Here is a 19,585-nt window from a genome sequence, read left to right as displayed (position 1 = left end):
GGCGCTCGTTTGAGGGCCCCATTTTTTTTGTTCGTACCGCAATTTTGTAATGGTGGTGCCCGCGACCGGGAATTGATCGGGCGTGTCAATGTACCGTTGTGACGCCGCGTTTAGGGCAGCAGCGTCCGTCTGGATTAAAATTTGTTAATTTACAAACAGGTAAAGGCATTTGTTTGACCCGGAAATATCTTCGGGGTTGATTAAAAAACAGGCTAAATTCGACGTATGTATAAGAGTAATCGTCCGTACTTTAATACCTAATGGTAGAAATTTTTGTGTTGCAACAATGATTGCGATTATTTTTCCCGTCATTTAAAATCCACATAAATAAACTATTAGTTTCAGTGCATTGGATGATATCAAGCGCGTTTCGCGCTGCGGCAGGGGCGAAGGGGATCATGTGAAAATCTGTCAGTATTTGTCAGATTTTCAGAGTCCAGTTTGCGGAAAGTTTGCGGTATAAAATTTGAGGGGCACCACTAAGGTATAGTGACGTTCGCAGGGGTGCGGGCGTGGGGGCTCGGCGGTTATTTGGGGAAAGGCTTCATTCGATGTGGACAATCCGGGACTGGGTGTCGAACAGGCGCAAGCACGTTCGCGACGTGAAAGTTAGTCATGCTGCCTTGATGGCTGCACCGGTACGGAACACGCGGCGTTTGCATGTGGAGCCAATTGAACCCCGTATTCTGTTGTCCGCTGATCCGCTGGAAGCAAAATATGCCGATGACATTAGCGACGCCCTGACCCAGGTTGAGAACCTGCTCGACAATCTTGAAGGGCACGACCTGTTTGCGGACCCGCTGCCAATGGTGTTTGGCACAGATGAAAATTCGGGCGCGGGTGCGCTTGCGGATCTGAGCGATATTTTCAAACAGAACATTATCGATCCGCTAAGCCAGATCATTCAATATGACGGCCAGGATGACCCGGACGATAAACTTTCCAATCTTGAAACAGACTGGCAGACCTTTTTTAAAGATTCCGGCTATTATGCCGACGGCGACAGCACGCTGAACATTACCCACACTACCGTTGACGGGAATGAAATTTACGCGGTGTCGATGTCGCAGACGATTGACCGTGAATTTACCATTGGCGTGGATGACCCCAACCACGACTACAATATTTCGCTTGATACCAATGGCGAAATGGAATTGACCTTTGATATCAATTTCACCATCAAGATTGATAAAAGCGTTGATGAAACATCCGCGATTACATTCAGCCTCGATAGTCTGAGCCTGCAAAGCACCGTTGATCAGGATTTGACCGGGCATAAATTGACCTTGGGTATTATCCCGTTAACGGTTGGCGGTGTTGCCAATGATTCAACACAGGGCGGTATCAACTATTCCGTTACACTGAATGTTGCCGATAGCGGCCATCTTGATGACCTTACAACGTCCCAACTGTCATCGATTTCAAATTTGTCGAGCGTCCTTACCGTCAGCGCGCAAAATAATGGCGGCGATAATTCCGTTCTGGCAAGTCTGCCCCTGACCCTTGAAGGTCCGGCTGCCGGTATTTCAGGTATCGATGTTGGCGATACCCCCGATATTACGGTGACCGGGCATGTCGTCGGGGTGAATGAAGAAGTCAGTGTTTCGATGAATTCGGAACTGGAACTTCTATCGAATTTTGATGCCAAGGATTTCCTTTCGATCATGACGAACTTTGTCAGTGTTGTTGACAGCATTGACCAAGGGGACGTTCTTGATGTTAGCCTGCCCTTTGCCGACGGTTTGACAGTCGGCGATGCCATTGATCTTGCCGCAAAAATGCAGCACATCATTGATCAATTGGGATCGGAAGTTGGCGTTATCGGCTTTAGCGAAGATCAAAGTGCCTCGGCCAGCGACGGTAATTCGTCAGTGGAACTCGTCAGCGACGTTATTGATTTTGGCGAAAACCCGTTCCCCGAAAACGGTCTGACCTTTGTTCTTATTCTGGACGGTGAAGAAGTAAATATTGCCCTGGGCAATGTTGACCCCGACCCCGATGTTACTGGCGATGAACATGCCATTAGCAATATTACCGACCTTGCCACGGCAATCGCGGCGGCCCTTTCGACATCGTCGGTCAAGGACCGGGTTACGGTTTCCCAGCGGGACGGCAAGCTGGTATTTGCCGCCACCAAAACCGGCACCGATACCCCGGCAAAGCTGGAAGTTGGCAGCCTGGCGGGTAAAACATCCTTTAGCGATATCGTCGAATTTTCCGAGCAAGCCGGGGCGCTTCTGGGTTTCACCGGCACCGCCGCAGAAATGATCCAGGCGCTTGATTTACGCTTTATCGATGGCTCCCTTGCCATGGATATTTCCTATGGCGATACCCAGACCTATAGCGGGGATGTCAATTTTGACGCCAGCACAACGCTTGGCGATCTTGATAGCCTGACCGGCAGCGCCGATATGTCGGTGCATTCCGTGATGGGCGTTTCGGCAACGTTGCTATTTGACATGCACGGGCTGGGCAGCAGTGTCGACTGGAGCGATAGCACCCCGGCGCTGTCCGGTTTGTTTGATGGCAACGGTGTTATAACCGCGGATGATGGTCTGGCTGATCTTCAAATCACCATGCGCGATGGCGCCCAATATACCCTTGATGTTGATCCGTCCTGGACCGTCGCCGAACTTGTAAGCCACCTTGACGCACTTGATGGTGATCTACATGTTTCGCTTGATACCGATACGTTCCGTATTACCATCGAGGACGCATCTGCAAGTACCAGCGACAATGCGGGCGATTTTGGTCTGAATCTGGGTCACAATGCCTATAGCGACACCACGTCTTCTACCCCGTCAGCTGTTTTGTCGGGTGCCATTGCCGATGATGCCGATTTTGGGGCTGCCACCAGCTTTATTTTGAAAGTCGGCAAGTTTTCGCCCGTCATCGTTAACATCGCAGCAGATGGATCGCGAACAACCGCCGATGATTTTGCCGCAGCCATTAATGCGGCTTTGGCGGGTATTGACGTTCCCGAAGGGTCGCTTGGTGTTGCCGATAAACATTACAGCGATATCGTCCATGTCACCATTGGCGAGGATGATGGCAAATCGGTGATGAAAGTGGCGACCACCATCACCAATGTTATTGATGCGGCCACCAAGAAAATCAGCGAACGTAACCTGCTCAATTCGTCCTTGCGAATGGATGCTGTTGATCTTTCGGTGACCTCGATTAATGATTCACTGGTTGGCCTTAATCTGGGTATCGAAGGCAGCAATCAGGCAAATTCGGCTGAAACTGTTTCGCGTATCACCAGTTCTGCCCTTCATGGCGATAGCTATGCCAACCATCTTGGCATTCAGGATTTCAATGCCGCTGTTAATGTTGAGCTTGCCATTTCAAATCTTGATGCGACCGGCCGTGTCGGGCTGATTGATTTTACCGCCGATGGCAGTGGGTCTGTTTCGCTTAATTCGGTTGTCTCCCTGCATAATACTTATGCTGAATCCGATTCAGAAACACCGCATACCACAACGGCGCGGGATGTATTGGCAACGGCGTATGGCAATGATGACAGTGCAATTTCCGACATTGCGGATGTTCAGTACAGTTCGGGCCACGGTGATCAGCCTTATGCGCAGTTAACCCTTACCAATGTTGCCATTTCCGGCGATGTCCTTGATGACATTGATGTTGGCAATATCACCATTACGCTAAGCGACCTTGATACCATTGGTGATCTGCAAAACCTGACACCGACGGTTAATCTGGGTGGTTTGGCAGACGAAAGCGTTTCTGCCCTTGCCGATTTGAACATCGACAATATTCTGGCGGGTCTTCAAACCGCACTTGAATATATCAATGGTCAGTATTCGGGTTCTATTCTTGCAAAAGACCTGCCACTACTTGGTATGAGCGCCACCGACCTGCTTGACTTTGCCGGTGATATTAAAGCCCACCTTCTTGCGTTCAAAAATAACCCGGCATCCGGCCTTGGTGATCTTGAAACCGCGCTGAAAACAGCATTTGGCATGGATGCCAATAGTAATGGCATTGATGTTCATCTGACCGATGATGCTACGGCGTTGATGATTGATATCAACTATAGCCCGGCCACTGTCAGCAGTTCAGAATCGTTAAACCTTGCCATTGGCGACCTTGCCAATCAGGCCGGGGATGATGCAGTTAAAAACCTGCTGGGCGGGCTTTCCGATATTGTCGATGTCAATGGAACCGGCCTTGTTGATGTTACGGCAGCGGCAACTGTTGGTCTGACCCTTGGTTTCCGGTTGACCCAGCCTGAAAACAGCACCCCCGCCACCGGCAGTACGGCTGTGGGCAATATCAATGGCGGGCAGGGTATTGGCACCAACGCGTCAAGCAAGACCGATCTTTCGGTCACGCTGGCAAATGGTGAAAAATTTGAAGTTGACCTTGATGCTCTGGTAAAAACCGGTGCGACGGTTTCCGATATTATTGCCGGTATTCAAAAAGCGGCCACTGACGCAGGTGTGTCGGATAGCGAACTGACCATTGGCATTGATGAAAATGGTCGCCTGGTCTTTACCGACCTTACCACGGCAGATGCATCGTCTATCCCGACTGGCCTGGACGGGCTTGGTGTGGATGGTGGCAATGTGGCGTCGGTAATTTCGGGGTCATTGGGCAATGATTTTGATACGACCGCTGCCTTTGAATTTGCCGTTTCGGTAAATGGTGCGGGTGCTGTTACCGTGCATCTTGATGCCGATGCAAACCGCACCACCGAAGACGCCTTTGCCAAGGCCCTTCAAACGGCTTTGGGTCAAACCTTTGTCAGTACTACCGATATGTCGGGGATTGATGGTTCGGTGCCGGTTTATGCCGCCCTTGGCAATCTGGTTTCGGTTTCAATTGATGGTTCGCATAACATTTCGTTTAGTGCGGATACCGGCCTTCTGGGCGGGTCGGCAACTTTGCAAATGTCTGATGTTGCCGCCAGCAGCGCAGAACCCGGCCTGATCATTAAATCGATTAACGGTTCAACCGCGGCCGAAGACCTGGGCATTGCCGGAACGCAATCTGGCGTGGTGGATGGCCAGCGTGTTTTAACCGGTGCCCGTCTTTATGCTGATAGCACCAACGAGCGTTTCTTCCTCGATACGTCTAAAACCGGTGTTAATCTTGATATATCGGTTTCAGCCTCAAACCTGACCTTCAACACTAACTTTGGCGCGACCACGGGCAAAGTTGACGGTGGATCGGTTGCGTTGGGCGGGCTTTCGGGCAGTGCGGCGGCTGGCGAAGACGGTTTTGCCGTTTCGGGCCCGGCGCATCTCAAACTTACGCTGAATGATCAATATAACGGTTCTGCTGCCGATGAGCGTTTGTATTTTAGTGAACTTGACAGCAACGATGTGGCGAATATCGTTAATGTTGACTCTGATATTGCGGTTAAGGCCGATCTGCCGCTTACCATTGGCGGTGTTGCTTTTAATCCCGGCGTTGGCGTTGAAATCAGCGACTATTTTGGCGATGGCAAAACCATTTCGGTTACCAGTGCCGATATTGCCGATAGTCTGAATGCCGAAAGCATTCTGAACAGCCCGGGTCTTTTGCTTAATGGCCTTGATTATTTCCTTAACCAGCTCGAAGGGCAACTTGAAAGCCGCCTGCTGGAACTTGACCTGCCGTTTATTGGCGATGCCCTTGGGGTGGCGGCCGACTATTTTGAAGACCTGCATAGCGGTCTGATCGACGCAATCTCCGAGGCCATTCAGGACTTTCAGGACGATAATCCCGGTGTTGTTGTGCCGACCACCACGGTCGTTGAAACCGCCCTTGAAAACATGCTCAAGCAGATCGGCGCTGTTGATGGTTCGGACCACAACAAGGATGTCGATGTTATTGCCACCTATGATTCCGGCAGCGACGAAGTTCGTTTCTCGGCCGATATCCACTGGGATTTCTACGATCAGGATATCAACCTTGCCGAAGACCTTGGTATCGCCGGACTTGGGCTGGATGTTTCAAGCGGGATGGTCAATCTTGAACTTGGCATGGATTTCGATTTTGATTTCGGTATCAATGCGGCACAGGGTTTCTTTGTTGAAACCGGCGCAATTGATGAACTGGTCATATCCTTTAACCTTGATTTTAATGGCCTTGATGCCGAAGGCCGCCAGGGCATTCTGAATTCGGATATCACCGACAAGGCTTCGGCCTTTGCCGGTACGGTTACCTTTGACATTAACCCCGAACAGGGCAGCACAGCCGGCAACGATATTGATGTTAATGACCGGTCACAGGATGGCCGACTGACATTTGGCGAAGTCCGCAGTGTTGACCATTTGTTTGCCTCAACACTTGATGCCGAAGGACAACTGGATTTTAACGTTCACAGTTCTGCATCCGGTGCTGCTTCCGGTGTTGGCCTGCCCGAAATTTCGCACGAACTTTATGTCGATTTTGATTTTCATCAGAAATTCGGCGATGGCACACAAGCCGTTGCCAATTACGGCAGCCTTGAATACCGCGATGTAACGATGAACCTGGCCGGTATCATCAACGACATCCTGATGCCGATATTCGAGACCATCGATGAAATGCTGGACCCGTTGCGTCCGCTCGTTGAATTCCTGACCTCGCCGATCCCGGGTATTTCCGAGGTTATTGGCAGCATGTCCATTCTCGACATGGCGCGTTCTGTCGGGGCGACCAACGGTGGTGTATTTGAATTTATTGCAACGCTGGATAACCTGATTGACCTGATTGACCAGGTTAAAAAGTTCCAGGCTGCCGCCGGTGATAATGCCATTGGTGCCGAATTCGGAACGTTTAAATATGATGGCAATGCGGTTCTGAACAACCCGAATGGCGTTGAAAGTATCAATCTTGCCGATGCCATTGATTACGACCACTATGCGTTTGGCAACTTTGATGCGGTCAAGACCCAAATGGGGGTTTCCGGCGGCTTGCTGGATGATTTGACCAAAGAAACCTGGATAAACGTTTTTTCATTACCCATCCTGACCGACAATAACCTGCCGCTTAAACTGTTAACCGGTCAGACCGATGCGGTTGAACTGTTCCATTTTGATCTTCCGAAATTTGATCTTGAGTTCAATCTGAGCAAAAGCTGGCCTTATCCGCTTTATCCGCCGCTTTTGATGCTTGAAATCGGTATTGGGACTGACTTTAAAGTAACGTTCGACCTTGCCGGTGGTTATGACCTTCATGGCCTTGCCGAATTTGTCGATAGCGGCGATCCGATTTCCCTGTTTGACGGTTTCTATATTTCCGACCTGCACAATGGCAGCAAGGATATTCCCGAAATTGTCATGAATGGTGAAATTTACGGCTCGGCCAGTGTCAAGTTGAACGCCGGTATTATTTCGGCATCGGGTGGGTTGAAGCTGGCCCTTGGTACGACGATTTCGTTTGATATCAACGATCCGAATGGCGATGGCAAACTGCGCGCATCCGAGTTCCTTGGCCTGATGGAAATTTCTCCCGAGTATCTGTTTGATATTCATGGTGAACTTTATATCAGGGTTGCAGCAATTGCCGATGTTACGGCACATCTGCTCTTTACGAACGTCACCGTTTTTGAACTTGATATTACCATTTTCAAAGCCACCATCTTTACCTGGGATTTGAATCCGCCAAGCGCGCCAGTTTTGGCTAACCTTGATGATAGCGGAACGCTTACAGTTAACATGGGGACCCATGCCGGTGATCGTCTGGTTGATAATACCGAGGATGGTGACGAGACCTTCTATCTCAAGCATGTCGGTGGCACGGTTGACGATGAAAAGATCGAGGTCTGGTCGTCGCTGTTTAATAATGTTGTCCAGACATTTGACCATGTTAAATCGGTTGTCGCTTTTGGCGGCGCTGGTGACGACAAGATCATTCTTAGTGGCATTACATCAAGCATGGTGCTCGACGGTGGTGCCGGAAATGATGTTATCCGCCTTGATGGACAGGGGATCAGCGGCGGCACCATGAGTTCGGGAACGGCCGTTATCCGCGCGGGCAAGGGCGACGACACCGTTTATGGTGGTTCGGGCAATGACAGCATTTACGGCGATACCGGGAACGACACCATTTATGCCGGGGCCGGGAACGATTATGTCGACGCGGGCACGGGCAACGATATTATTCATGGTGGCACCGGTAATGACGTTATCCACGGCGGATCGGGCAACGACGATATCTTTGGCGAAGACGGCAACGACACCCTGTATGGTGAAAAAGGGTTTGATCTGATCGTCGGTGGCCTTGGCAACGACGTGTTGCATGGCGGCGACGGTGTTGACCGCATGTTTGGCGACGAAACCGGTTCTACGGCCACCAGCCTTACCCTTGAATCTTCATCATCCCAGGGCGGTAACGACAGCCTTTATGGCGATGATGGCGACGATTATATGTTTGGCGGTGCAGGCACCGACATGCTGAACGGTGGAGACGGCAACGACATCCTGTTTGGCGATACTGGCACCATCACCTTTGATGCAAACGGTATGCTGGTTACGGCCAATACCGATGTCGCACCGGGAGTTGGCGGTAACGACACCCTTTACGGTGGTGATAACGAAGACATCATCTTTGGCGGGGTCGGTAACGATTATATCGATGGTGGTAACCATAACGATATTCTGATTGGCGATACCGGTCTTGTGCAGGGTTCTGCCGGGGCTTCCACGCCGGGGCAGTATCTTGTGCGTGGTAACAACAGCGCCACGGGCAACGATACAATCAAGGGCGGCAGCGGCAACGATATCCTGATTGGTGGTTTGGGTTCAGATACCCTGTTGGGCGAAAGTGGCCGTGATACCGTTGGCGGCGATAATATCAGCCTGCTGCGCAGTCAGACCAGCCTGATCCTTGATGTCATTTCGGTTGAAACCGTTGAGGAAGGCCAGGGATCGTCTGACATTATCGATGGCGGTGCGGGCACGGATATGTTGCTCGGCGGCGGTGGTACGCAGTCTCTGTCTGTCAGCAACGGTGGCGACAATGTTGTTGTGTTTGGTGATTTCATTACCGGCGGGACCGGTTCCGATATCATCCTTGGCGATTACGGCATCATCGAACCCACAACCGGCCTTGGCGCAACCATCACCGGACGTGACGGCAGCAACAGTGGCAACGATCTGATCAATGCCGATAGCGGTTTTGACATTGTCATTGGTGGTGGCGGCAACGACACCATTGATGGTGGCGAAGGTAATGATACCCTGTTGGGCGACATTGGCACTGTTACCCGCGACAAGGTTGCCCGTATTTCACGTGCCGAAACCACCAATGAAACTATCGGTGGTGCCGATATTATTAATGGCAAACTTGGCAACGACGTCATTATGGGCGGAACCGGTTCCGATACCCTGACGGGCGATGACGGCCTTGACGTTATACTGGGCGACCTTGGTATTATTATTCCCGCCAATGGGACGGATGCCGATATTATCGCCCATAATTTCGCCAATGGTGCCGCCGATACAATTTATGGCAATGCCGGTAACGATATCCTGCTGGGCGGCGGTGGCGATGACAGCATCTATGGTGGTGAAGGCAACAACCACATTGCGGGCGACAACGCCCAGGTAACCCGCAGCGAATTTACCCTGCCCGATGGCTCGGAAGACCCGTTAAGCGAGTTGGCCGCTGACCCGGTTCTGATTTTTGAAACCGCCGAAGAAACATCTGGTGGTAACGACATTATTGAAACCGGTGCCGGGAACGATGTCATTCTTGGCGGCATTGGCCAGGACACCATCACCAGTGGCGACGGTGACGATATTATCCTTGGCGATCTGGGTATTGTTATCCCGGTTGGCAGTGCAGGGGCCGATGTCATTTCCCGCAATGGCAGCACCGGCACCACTAATAATGACGTGATCACCGCAGGCGACGGTAACAAAATTGTTTTGGGTGGTTCTGGCAATGACACGATCACGATTGGTACGGGTACTGGTAACGGCGCAGGCAACACCAATTATATCTCGGGTGATCTTGCCGAACTGAAACGCGATGCCGATGGCAAGCTTGTCAGCTTTGAAACGGTTGAAGAAAGCGTTGGTGGTGATGACACCATTACGACCGGCAGCAGCACGGGTGATGACATCATTCTGGGCGGTATTGGTCAGGATAAGATTACGACCGGCGATGGCACCGACATTATCCTTGGTGACCTTGGCATTGTTATCCCGGTTGGCAGTGCTGGCCCCGATGTGATTGCCCGCAATGGCACCATCGGTTTGACCAATAACGACACCATTACCACAAGTGACGGTAACAAGATCGTGCTGGGTGGTTCTGGCAATGACACGATCACGATTGGTACAGGCACCGGTAACGGTGCTGGCAACACCAACTATATCTCGGGTGATCTTGCCGAACTAAAACGTGATGCCGATGGCAAGCTGGTCAGCTTTGAAACCGTTGACGAAAGCGTTGGCGGCGACGACACCATTACGACCGGTAGCAGCACGGGTGATGACATCATTCTGGGTGGTATTGGCCAGGATACGATTACGACCGGCGATGGCACCGACATTATCCTTGGTGACCTTGGCATTGTTATCCCGGTTGGCAGTGCTGGCCCCGATGTGATTGCCCGCAATGGCAACATTGGTTCGACCAATAACGACACCATTACCGCAAGCGACGGTAACAAAATTGTTTTGGGTGGTTCTGGCAATGACACGATCACGATTGGCACGGGTACTGGCAACGGCGCAGGCAATACCAATTATATCTCGGGTGATCTTGCCGAACTGAAACGCGACAGCAACGGCACGCTGGTCAGTTTTGAAACAGTTGAAGAAGCTATTGGCGGCAACGACTTTATCACCGCCGGAGCAGGCGACGACATGATCCTGGGCGGGATTGGCCAGGACAGCATCTTTGGCAATGCCGGTAACGACACCATTCTGGGTGATCTTGGCATTATTGTGCCGATGGGCAGTGCGGGCGCAGATGTGATCGCGCGTAACGGCGATATCGGTACCAATAACGACGATACGATTGATGCCGGGAATGGCAACAATGTTGTATTCGGCGGGTCGGGAAGCGACAGCATTACGACCGGCACCGGTAGCGATTATATCGCCGGTGACCTGGCACAGCTGACCCGTAAGGCCGACGGCACCCTTGTGATGTTTGAAACACGCGAGGAAACCATTGGCGGTGCCGACATTATTGATGCCGGGGCGGGCAATGATGCGATCTTTGGTGGTCAGGGTGCAGACACCATTTCGGCAGGTGCCGGTGATGACGTGGTTCTGGGCGATGCCGGCTATTTGAAACTGGATAATTCGGAAATCTATGTGATTGCCGAAAAGAAAAACTGGGATCTTGGGACACATTACACCCTTGAAACCCGCAATCAGGCTGTTGGTGGTGACGACACCATCCACGGCAATGATGGCAATGACATCCTTATTGGCGGTTCGTTTGACGATTATCTTGATGGCGATTCCGGTAACGACGCCATTATCGGCGATCAGGGTGGTGCCACCTATCGCGATGTTACCGACCGTCTTGAAATCCATACCAAGGAACTGCTTGCCGAAAATAACGGCTACGACATTCTGTATGGCGATGAAGGCAATGACGAACTGATCGGCGGTGCCTTTGAGGACAGCCTGTTTGGCGGTGTTGACGACGACATCCTGATCGGGGATGAAGGCGAAGTTTATTACGGCTTTGTCCCGCGTGAACAGGGCAAGGAATATCACGATAGCCTGCCCCGAATGGCGCGTTCGACGGAATCGTTCACCGGTCGGAAAGACACGCTGGATTCAGGCTCGGGTGTGGACTTTATCCTGGGCGGTGAACAGCCGAACTTCATTGTTGCCGATCCGACCCTTGATCTGGTTCAGATTGAAAATGGTGAATTCCGGATTGACGAAACCCGTAATTCCAAAACCGAGTTCCCGTCCTTTCAGGGTGACCCGATTTTGCAGCCGCAGGCGGCATATTTCGCCAGCATCGACGCACGCAGTCCAACCTTGCAACCGATCACCAGCACGACATCTTCGTCCGGTTCGGGATCATCATTCGCACACAGCACCGCGGCGCCGGGAAGTGCGCTGACGGGGGCGAATAGCACGGGTGTTGCCGGGCTTCTGGCTGGCACCGGGCAAAGCGGTGGCGGAATTGCCGGTAACAGTGGCAGCTCGCTTTCGCTTGTGGGTGGCACCAATGCCATTCTGGGCGGGGTCGGGTCTGTTCATCAAACAAATGACGGCACGATTGCCGGTTTCATCGAAGCCGCCACGATCCTGTCAACCAGCGATCAAAGTGCGCTGTCATCGAATAATGGTGCCGGGAATGGCATTGGTAATACGATACCATCGGTTTCGTTTGGTGCCCAGGTTAACGCGCCCGCAGGGGCCAACGACCTGCCGTCGGCAGGGACTGCGGGCACCCCGAATGGCGCGCAAGGGCCGGGATCGGCACAAGGGGCGCCAGGTAACGCCGCACCGGATGGCACTGGCGATAACCCGGCCAATCCGCCGGCACAAGGATCTGACGGAAATGACAACAGCGGGCAGGACGCCGAACCGCAAGATGGCGCGTTCCTGTGGCTAGATGAAAATGGCCGTTATGTTGACTTTGCGCAACTGGCACCATCAGGCGGCACCAGCCTTGTGTTTGATGCGGAATCCGGCCTGTGGCTGAATGACGCGGCAACCGATGAGGGCCCTGTTTTTGTACCGGAACTGGCCGAAAAGGCACCGGTCTTGTCGCTGGTAACCAAGGCGGCATAACCGCCGCCAGATAACCGCGATACCCTGTTTTAAGATGAATATAAGGATTTACGAACAATGGCTGAAAATACCAAACCGCAAACCGGTGTGACCACCGATACCGACCAGCGCAAAATCAATTGGGATGATGCCAATATGCGCAGCACCTATGCCAATGTGTCGAACGTTGCCAGCACGCGCGAAGAAGTAATGCTGTTGTTCGGGACCAGCCAGGTATGGAGCAGCTCGCAGGATGATGTTCGTGTTCAGCTAAGCGATCGCATCATCATGAGCCCGTTTGCAGCCAAACGTTTAAAGAAAATTCTCGATCATACCCTGGCCGAATATGAACGCGTATATGGAAAACTTGGCTAAGGCCAGAGGCATCTGACTCTGTTTTGAGGGGAATGGAGATGACTTGCGGGGGACTTGATATCGGGGTTTGGGGGCGTTTTGACTAATCTACCCGGTAACCCGACGACAGATGATGCTTCGGGGTTTATATCCCCGGAACTATGGCGAAAACTGTCGTCAGCCCGGTCGTTTTCCGACCTGGCCGACGGCTGGATTGATTTGTGCCGGGCCAACCTGGAACTTGTTCTGGGGGCGGCACCTGTTGAAATCGTCGTTGCGTTTAACAGTGCTGAAGGTGCCAACCGGCATTTTCGGGTCGCTGCCTATCGGGGTGCCGACGGTAAACCCGGTGCAACCCTGACCCAGGTTGTTCAACGCAGCCTCGTTGTACGCAGCGGTGTTGCCACAACCAACCCCGAATTGGGTGTTGGTTATGTGTCCAATGTCATTTTCGTTGATGATGATCTGAAAGGTGCGGTTGGTGTTGTTTTACCAACCGCTGATACCACCCGTTTGAACCTGGCAATGCGGTGCCTGCAATGGAATGCGGCCTGGCTGGCCGGGTTCTGGCGCGGAGAACAATACCGCGATACCGCAGAGACAGTAGCCCTGCGGTATGGTCAACACGCCAGTACGGCTCTTCTGTCCTGCACCGATCTTGAAGCTGGCGCAACCAGCTGTGCCACGGTGATGGCCGACGACCTGATGGCAAATCGTGTGACGATCGGGCTGGTTCAGGGGCGCAAGGTGCGTGTTCTCGGCTCGTCGCACACGGCAATGGTTACCGCAAAAAGCGACCGCGTGCATCTGATTGTTGATGCGATGCGCGAGGCTGTTTATCAAAAGGCCCCCGTTCATTTTTCAGGCGCAGGCAGCAGTTCGCAAACGGCGACCGAAAGCCACGCCAAGCTGGTTGAAGGCCGTGAAAAGGCGTGGGTCGGGTCATGGCCGGTGGTGCTGCCGGATTTGGCTGATGGCGTAATTGTTGTTCAAATCGAATGCAATCTTGATCAATGCTTGCGGGTGCAGGCGCTGGGCGGTGTTTTATCCGAATTAATTGCCCCGGCATTTGGCCTGCAAATGGCCGCCGGGCGTAGTGGTTTTCACCGGTTTTATCGCCGGGCCAACCGGGCGATGGGCTGGGTTTTTGGGTTGCATCACACCCGCATCAAGGCTGTCGGATTGCTGGTTCTGGCCCTGTTTGCGACCAGTTTGCTTGTTGACATTCCCTATCGTGTGACGGCCGAAACCGAGGTTGAAGGTTTGGTGCAGCGCGCTGTGCCTGCCCCGTTTGACGGTTTTATTGCCGAAGGGCTGGTTCGCGCCGGGGATGTTGTGCAAAAGGGTGATGTGCTGGGGCGCATGGAAACCCGCGAATTGCAGTTGCACCGGTTCGAATTGCAAAGCTCTATCGTTGAAAGCCAGCGTAAAATCGAGGCAGCAACCGGTGAACGTGACTTGTCAGAAGCCCGTATTTTGCGGTCGCGGATGCAGCAGGCCATTTCCGAACTGGAACTGGTGAAAAGCCAGCTGACACGAACCGAACTTCAGGCACCGTTCAGTGGCTTTGTTATTGAAGGCGATTTGTCGCAAAAAATCGGGTCGCCGGTAAAAGAAGGCGAGGTTCTTTTTGAACTAAGCCCGCTTAACCAGTACCGCCTGAAACTGAAAGTGAATGAAAAAGACATTCGGCACATCGCGGTCGGTCAGGCCGGGGTCTTGCTTCTTCATGCCCGTCCCAACAGTTTGAACGAAATTTCAGTCGAGCGGATATCGCCGATTTCGGAAGCCAGCGACGGCGAGAATTATTTCAATGTCGAGGCCTTGCTGGTTGAATCCACCCAGGATCTACAGCCAGGAATGCGCGGCGTTGCCAAGGTAAAAACCGAACCGCGGTCTGTTTTCTGGATTTATACCCATCCCCTGTGGGACTGGGTGCGCCTGCGTATGTGGCGGGTGCTGCCATGAGTGATATGCTGGCGGCCGATGCAACCCGCGATATGATGCCTTCACCAATGGCGCCAACCCAGCCGTCGCGCTGGGAAACACTGTCGGGTCTTAAACCGATGGTGCGTGCGGATGTTTCGTTCTTTCGCCATGTTTATCATAATGTTGCGGCCTATATTGCCCATGACCGGCTTTCAAATCGCTATCATCGGTTAACAACGGCGGCGCACGCCCTGTTGCGCCGCATGGATGGGGCAACGCCGCTCGCCGATATTCGAAGCGATCTGGAAAAGAAAGGCGAGATCGAAGGCGATGATGCCGATTTTGCCCAGATCGTTGACCAGCTTAAATCACTTGAGCTGATCCGTACGGGCGAGGCACCTAATCCACGTGCGCTGGAACAGCGCATGGTTCGCACGCGGCGGGCCAAGGCGATTGCGCCGTTTAAAAACCCGCTTTATGTGCGGATCCCGCTGTTTGATCTGACCCGTGTGCTGGATTATCTGGAACCGGCAATGCGTTGGGTTTTCAGCCCGATTACGGCCTTTCTGTTCATTTTGCTGGTCGGTTCTGCCATTACCCTGGCCGGGGTGCATTGGGAAACTCTGACCGAGGGTGGGCTGGACCAGTTTATCAGTGCCGAAAACCTTATGATTGTCTGGCTGGTTTACCCGGTTTTAAAACTGATCCATGAATTTGGACATGCGGTTGTTGTACGCCATTACGGCGGCAATGTCCGCGAACTGGGCCTGATGTTTTTGCTATTTGTGCCGGTTCCCTATGTCGATGCGTCCTCCAGCATCACGTTTCGCAGCAAATGGCATCGCGCCTTTGTGGATGGGGCCGGGATTCTGGTTGAACTGTCGATGGCATCCATTGCGATGTTTGTCTGGGTTGCGGCAGAACCGGGCATTGTCAGGTCGGTGGCGCACAATGTCATGCTGATCAGCGGCATATCGACCTTGTTGTTTAATGGTAACCCGTTGCAACGGTTCGATAGTTATTACCTGCTATGTGATTTGATCGAAATTCCCAATCTGGCGTTAAAATCGACCAAATATTACAGCTACCTGATTAAACGATACATCATTGGCCTTGATCGCGAATATGAATTTGAGGCGCTGCCATCCGAACGGCGATGGTTTTTGTTTTATGCGCCATTTTCGTTTGCCTATCGTTCAATGGTGCTGGTGACCATCGCCATTCATCTGGCCGAACGATATTTTTTTGTTGGTGCCCTGCTGGGGTGCTGGACTGTCTTTAACATGTTTGCCATGCCCGTTCTTAAAGGGTCGGGGTTTTTGCTGACCAGCCCCGGTTTGTCTGGTAAGCGGGCAAAATCGGTTTTTCGCGGTTTGTTGCTGGCCGGGGGGCTGGTGGCGCTGGCCTTTGTTCCCGTGCCTGACCGGGTGGTAGCCCAGGGCGTTGTATGGTTGCCCGATGACGCGGCTGTGCGCGCACGCACCAGTGGCTTTATTACCGAAATTCACCAGCAAAGCGGTGCCCAGGTTCATAAGGGCGATTTGCTGATGACCCTGAATAATAAAAAACTGCTAACCGATCGCCGCAAGGTTCTGGCTGAAATAGATGCCTTGAAACAACAACTTGATGCCGATAACGCAACGGATCAGGTGGCGGCATCGATTACCCGCCAACGCATGGCAAATGCCCGGGAACGCCTGGCAACCACCAGTCGCGATATCGATGCGTTATCGGTTCGTGCGCCACATGATGGCATTTACGAAGCTGGCATTGCCGAAGACCTGATTGGCCGGTTTTTACCAAGAGGCGGCGAAGCAGGTTATCTGGTTGAGCCCGATATTGCGCCCGTGATCAAGGTTGCCGTGCCCGCCATCGATGGCGATCTGGTGCGCGAACGCCTGCGCGGAGTTGAAGTGCGGTTTGCCGGGCACCTTGATGATGTTGTTTCAGGCACCGTTACATCATGGTCGCCAACAGCAACCCTGAAACTGCCAAGCCCGGTTTTATCCCTTGAAGGCGGCGGGCCGTTTGCCCTTAAACCCGAGGCCAATTCCCGCCCGGAACTGGTGAACCCGGTTTTTGTGGCGACAGTTGCCTGTTGTGTCGGGCAGACCCCCGAAAATTATGGCGACCGTGCCCATGTCCGGTTTGATTTGGGATGGGAGCCCGTCGCCGTGCTGATTTATCGCGTTGTGCGGCGCAATTTCCTTAAGAGGTTCGAGGTTTGACGTTTTCGATGAGACATATTGTGCTTGCTGTTCCCGTGCTGGGCGTTGTGCTGGCAGGTGCATTATCGCCTGCGATTGCCCAAACCGGTGCGGCAACACCGGCCGACCATGACCCGTTCGCGCAGTTGCTTGAAAATGCCAGGCAGGGCAATGACAGCGGCGAACAGCAGGTTGGCGCCGAACAAAATGTTTGCCAGGTCAGTGCAAGTGAACTGGTGGAACTGGCAAGCCCGGTTGACGGGGTTATCCACGCCATGCACGCCAGCCGGGGGCAGCGGGTTAAAAAAGGTGAACTGATTGCTGAATTACAGGCCGATGTTGAGAAGGCACAGGTCAATTACGCACAGGTACGTGCGCAATCGCAAAGTTCGGTGGCCGCACGGAAACGGCAGCTTGAATTTACCGAACGCCGGATTAAACGGACTGAAAAATTACGCGCGGCAAAACTGATGACCCAGGAAGAGATCGACACCCTGGAAACAGACCGTGACAGCGCTCGGCTGGATTATGAAGCGGCAAAAGAAAATATCACGATCATGAAAGCGGAATTGGCCCTGTCGCGGGCGCAATTGGCGGATCGCATGATCAAAAGCCCGATTGACGGAGTTTTGATCGAAAAACTTTTAACCGTTGGCGAACAGGTTGACGGCAAGGCAATTGCCCTGATTGCACAGCTTGATCCGCTTTTTGTCGAAGTATCTTTGCCGGTTGCCCGTTTTGGAAAATATCAAAAAGGCCAAAAAGTCGTCGTTCATTTTGACGGGCCTAACCTGCGCTCAAGCCAGGCTGAAATATCGCTGGTTGATCAGATTGTAGAACCTAAAAGCAAAACTTTTGGCATGCGTATTGTGTTGCCAAATCCGGATTTGGCCATTCCCGCCGGGATTGGCTGTCATATTGAATTCCTGTCACCAAAATAACAGTGATCAGGGGGACTATTCCTGTGGGGAGCATGGTGATGAAAAAGAAAATTCTAGTGTCGGCGTGTGTGTTGGGCATCTCCGCATCGGGTATTGCCAGCAACGCAAATGCCGAAGACCTGAGTGCTGTCTATAAGATGGCAATGACGGAAAATCCCAATATTTCGCTGGCCAAAGAACAGGTTAGCGAAGGTGTTGCCAATCAGGTAAACGCATTTATGGGGTATTTGCCGCAGGTATCGGCAACGTTTGACCGTGAATGGGTCAAGCAGCGCATTGACCGGTCCGACAATACGGTGTTTGCGCTGGGCAAAGGTAACTTTGATAACCGTCAGCGCACGTTTCAGTTACAGCAGCACATTTTCAGCTTTGAAACGATCATGAATATCGTTAGTTCCGATATGGGCCGTATGCGCCTGAAAGAATCATTGGAAACGGCGAAACAGGATGTCGGCTATCAGGCAATCGAGGCGTATCTGGGCACATTGGCTGCGGCAGACGATGCCCGTTTGGCCCGCATTGAAAATGCCTCGATGGCGGAACGCCAGGTTGATATTTTAACCCGGCAAAAACAGGGCCTTGCAACGTCCTATGAGGCCGATCTGGTCGAGGCGCGCCTGGCCGAGGCCGAAGCCAGGGTTGTTGCCACCCGCACATCGTATCAGCGTGCCTTTGCGCAATTGCAGCGCCGGGTGGGGAATTTGCCCGCATCACTTGCCACATTGGCAAATAATGTTTCCCTGCCCAAACTTGATGAAACCGATGTCGATCACTGGCTAGAAGCGGCCCTTAAAAGCAGCCCGCGTGTCCGGGCAATGGATTATTCCATTGATGAACGCCGGGCCGCACTGGCCGCCGATGTCGGGCAGGCGATGCCGACCTTTGATTTTATCTTTACCGATACGCGGCGTGATTCCGGCGGGTCGCTTTTTGGTGGCGGCAGTTTGACCCACGAAGGCGTGGCAATGCTGCGCCTTAATGTGCCACTGTTTAACCCCGGCGGTCGTGGTTATGAAGCATTGGAAACCCGAAGCCAGGTAGACCAGGCGCGGTATCAGCGGGCGATCTATTTGCGCGAATTGCGCGAGACTGTTGCCAGCACAATTAACGAACTGGTCAATGGCCCCGAACGGATCAGGGCACTGGTAAAAGGGGTGCAAACGCACCGCCGTATTGTTGATGCGGTCAAGATCAAGTTTGATGCCGGTCAGTCAACCGTGCTTGATGTGCTGGACGAAGACGAAGACCTGTTTGCAATGGAACGCCGCGCGCTGGCCGCCATTTACAGCCATCTTTTGAACTTTGCCCTGATCCATCAGGTGACCGGAACCCTGGGCAATGATCAGATCGCATCGATCAATCAGTTGCTGGACCCGACCCTGCCCATGATTACCGCAGGCACCGATTTCAGCCAGTATGACCATGACACCATGCCGATTTCGGTTCAGTAAGGTTTCTGCCAGCAATC

6 protein-coding genes are annotated in these 19,585 nt (G+C 52.7%); all 6 read left to right on the top strand.

The annotated features are described in order from the left end of the window. Positions 1-551: 551 nt before the first annotated feature. The 6 genes from TMES_RS18180 (at position 552) to TMES_RS18155 (ending at position 19,568) form a co-directional block, all read left to right on the top strand. Positions 552-12,707, top strand: a complete 12,156-nt coding sequence (locus TMES_RS18180) for an LEPR-XLL domain-containing protein (RefSeq protein WP_085585199.1) — start codon at positions 552-554, stop codon at positions 12,705-12,707. Positions 12,708-12,764: 57 nt separating this feature from the next. Continuing rightward, positions 12,765-13,061: a DUF3467 domain-containing protein gene (locus TMES_RS18175; protein WP_085585197.1), complete on the top strand. Its 297-nt coding sequence runs from the start codon at positions 12,765-12,767 to the stop codon at positions 13,059-13,061. A 78-nt stretch (positions 13,062-13,139) separates the two neighbouring features. Beyond that, positions 13,140-15,008, top strand: a complete 1,869-nt coding sequence (locus tag TMES_RS18170) for an efflux RND transporter periplasmic adaptor subunit (protein ID WP_143589719.1) — start codon at positions 13,140-13,142, stop codon at positions 15,006-15,008. Beyond that, positions 15,005-17,197, top strand: a complete 2,193-nt coding sequence (locus TMES_RS18165; protein ID WP_085585193.1) for a biotin/lipoyl-binding protein — start codon at positions 15,005-15,007, stop codon at positions 17,195-17,197. Before TMES_RS18170 ends, TMES_RS18165 begins: the two co-directional genes overlap by 4 nt. Before the next feature lie 8 nt (positions 17,198-17,205). Continuing rightward, on the top strand, positions 17,206-18,117 hold the full coding sequence (locus tag TMES_RS18160) for an efflux RND transporter periplasmic adaptor subunit (protein ID WP_085585191.1): 912 nt from the start codon (positions 17,206-17,208) through the stop codon (positions 18,115-18,117). Positions 18,118-18,155: 38 nt separating this feature from the next. Continuing rightward, the gene (locus tag TMES_RS18155) at positions 18,156-19,568 is read left to right on the top strand and encodes a TolC family protein (RefSeq protein WP_158091270.1); all 1,413 of its coding nucleotides are present in this window, start codon (positions 18,156-18,158) and stop codon (positions 19,566-19,568) included. The last annotated feature ends 17 nt before the right edge of the window (positions 19,569-19,585 follow it).

The sequence above is a fragment of the Thalassospira mesophila genome, from assembly GCF_002115755.1.
Classification (GTDB): domain Bacteria; phylum Pseudomonadota; class Alphaproteobacteria; order Rhodospirillales; family Thalassospiraceae; genus Thalassospira; species Thalassospira mesophila.
Note: the sequence above shows the minus strand (reverse complement) of the source record. Positions and strands in the feature narration are given on the sequence as shown.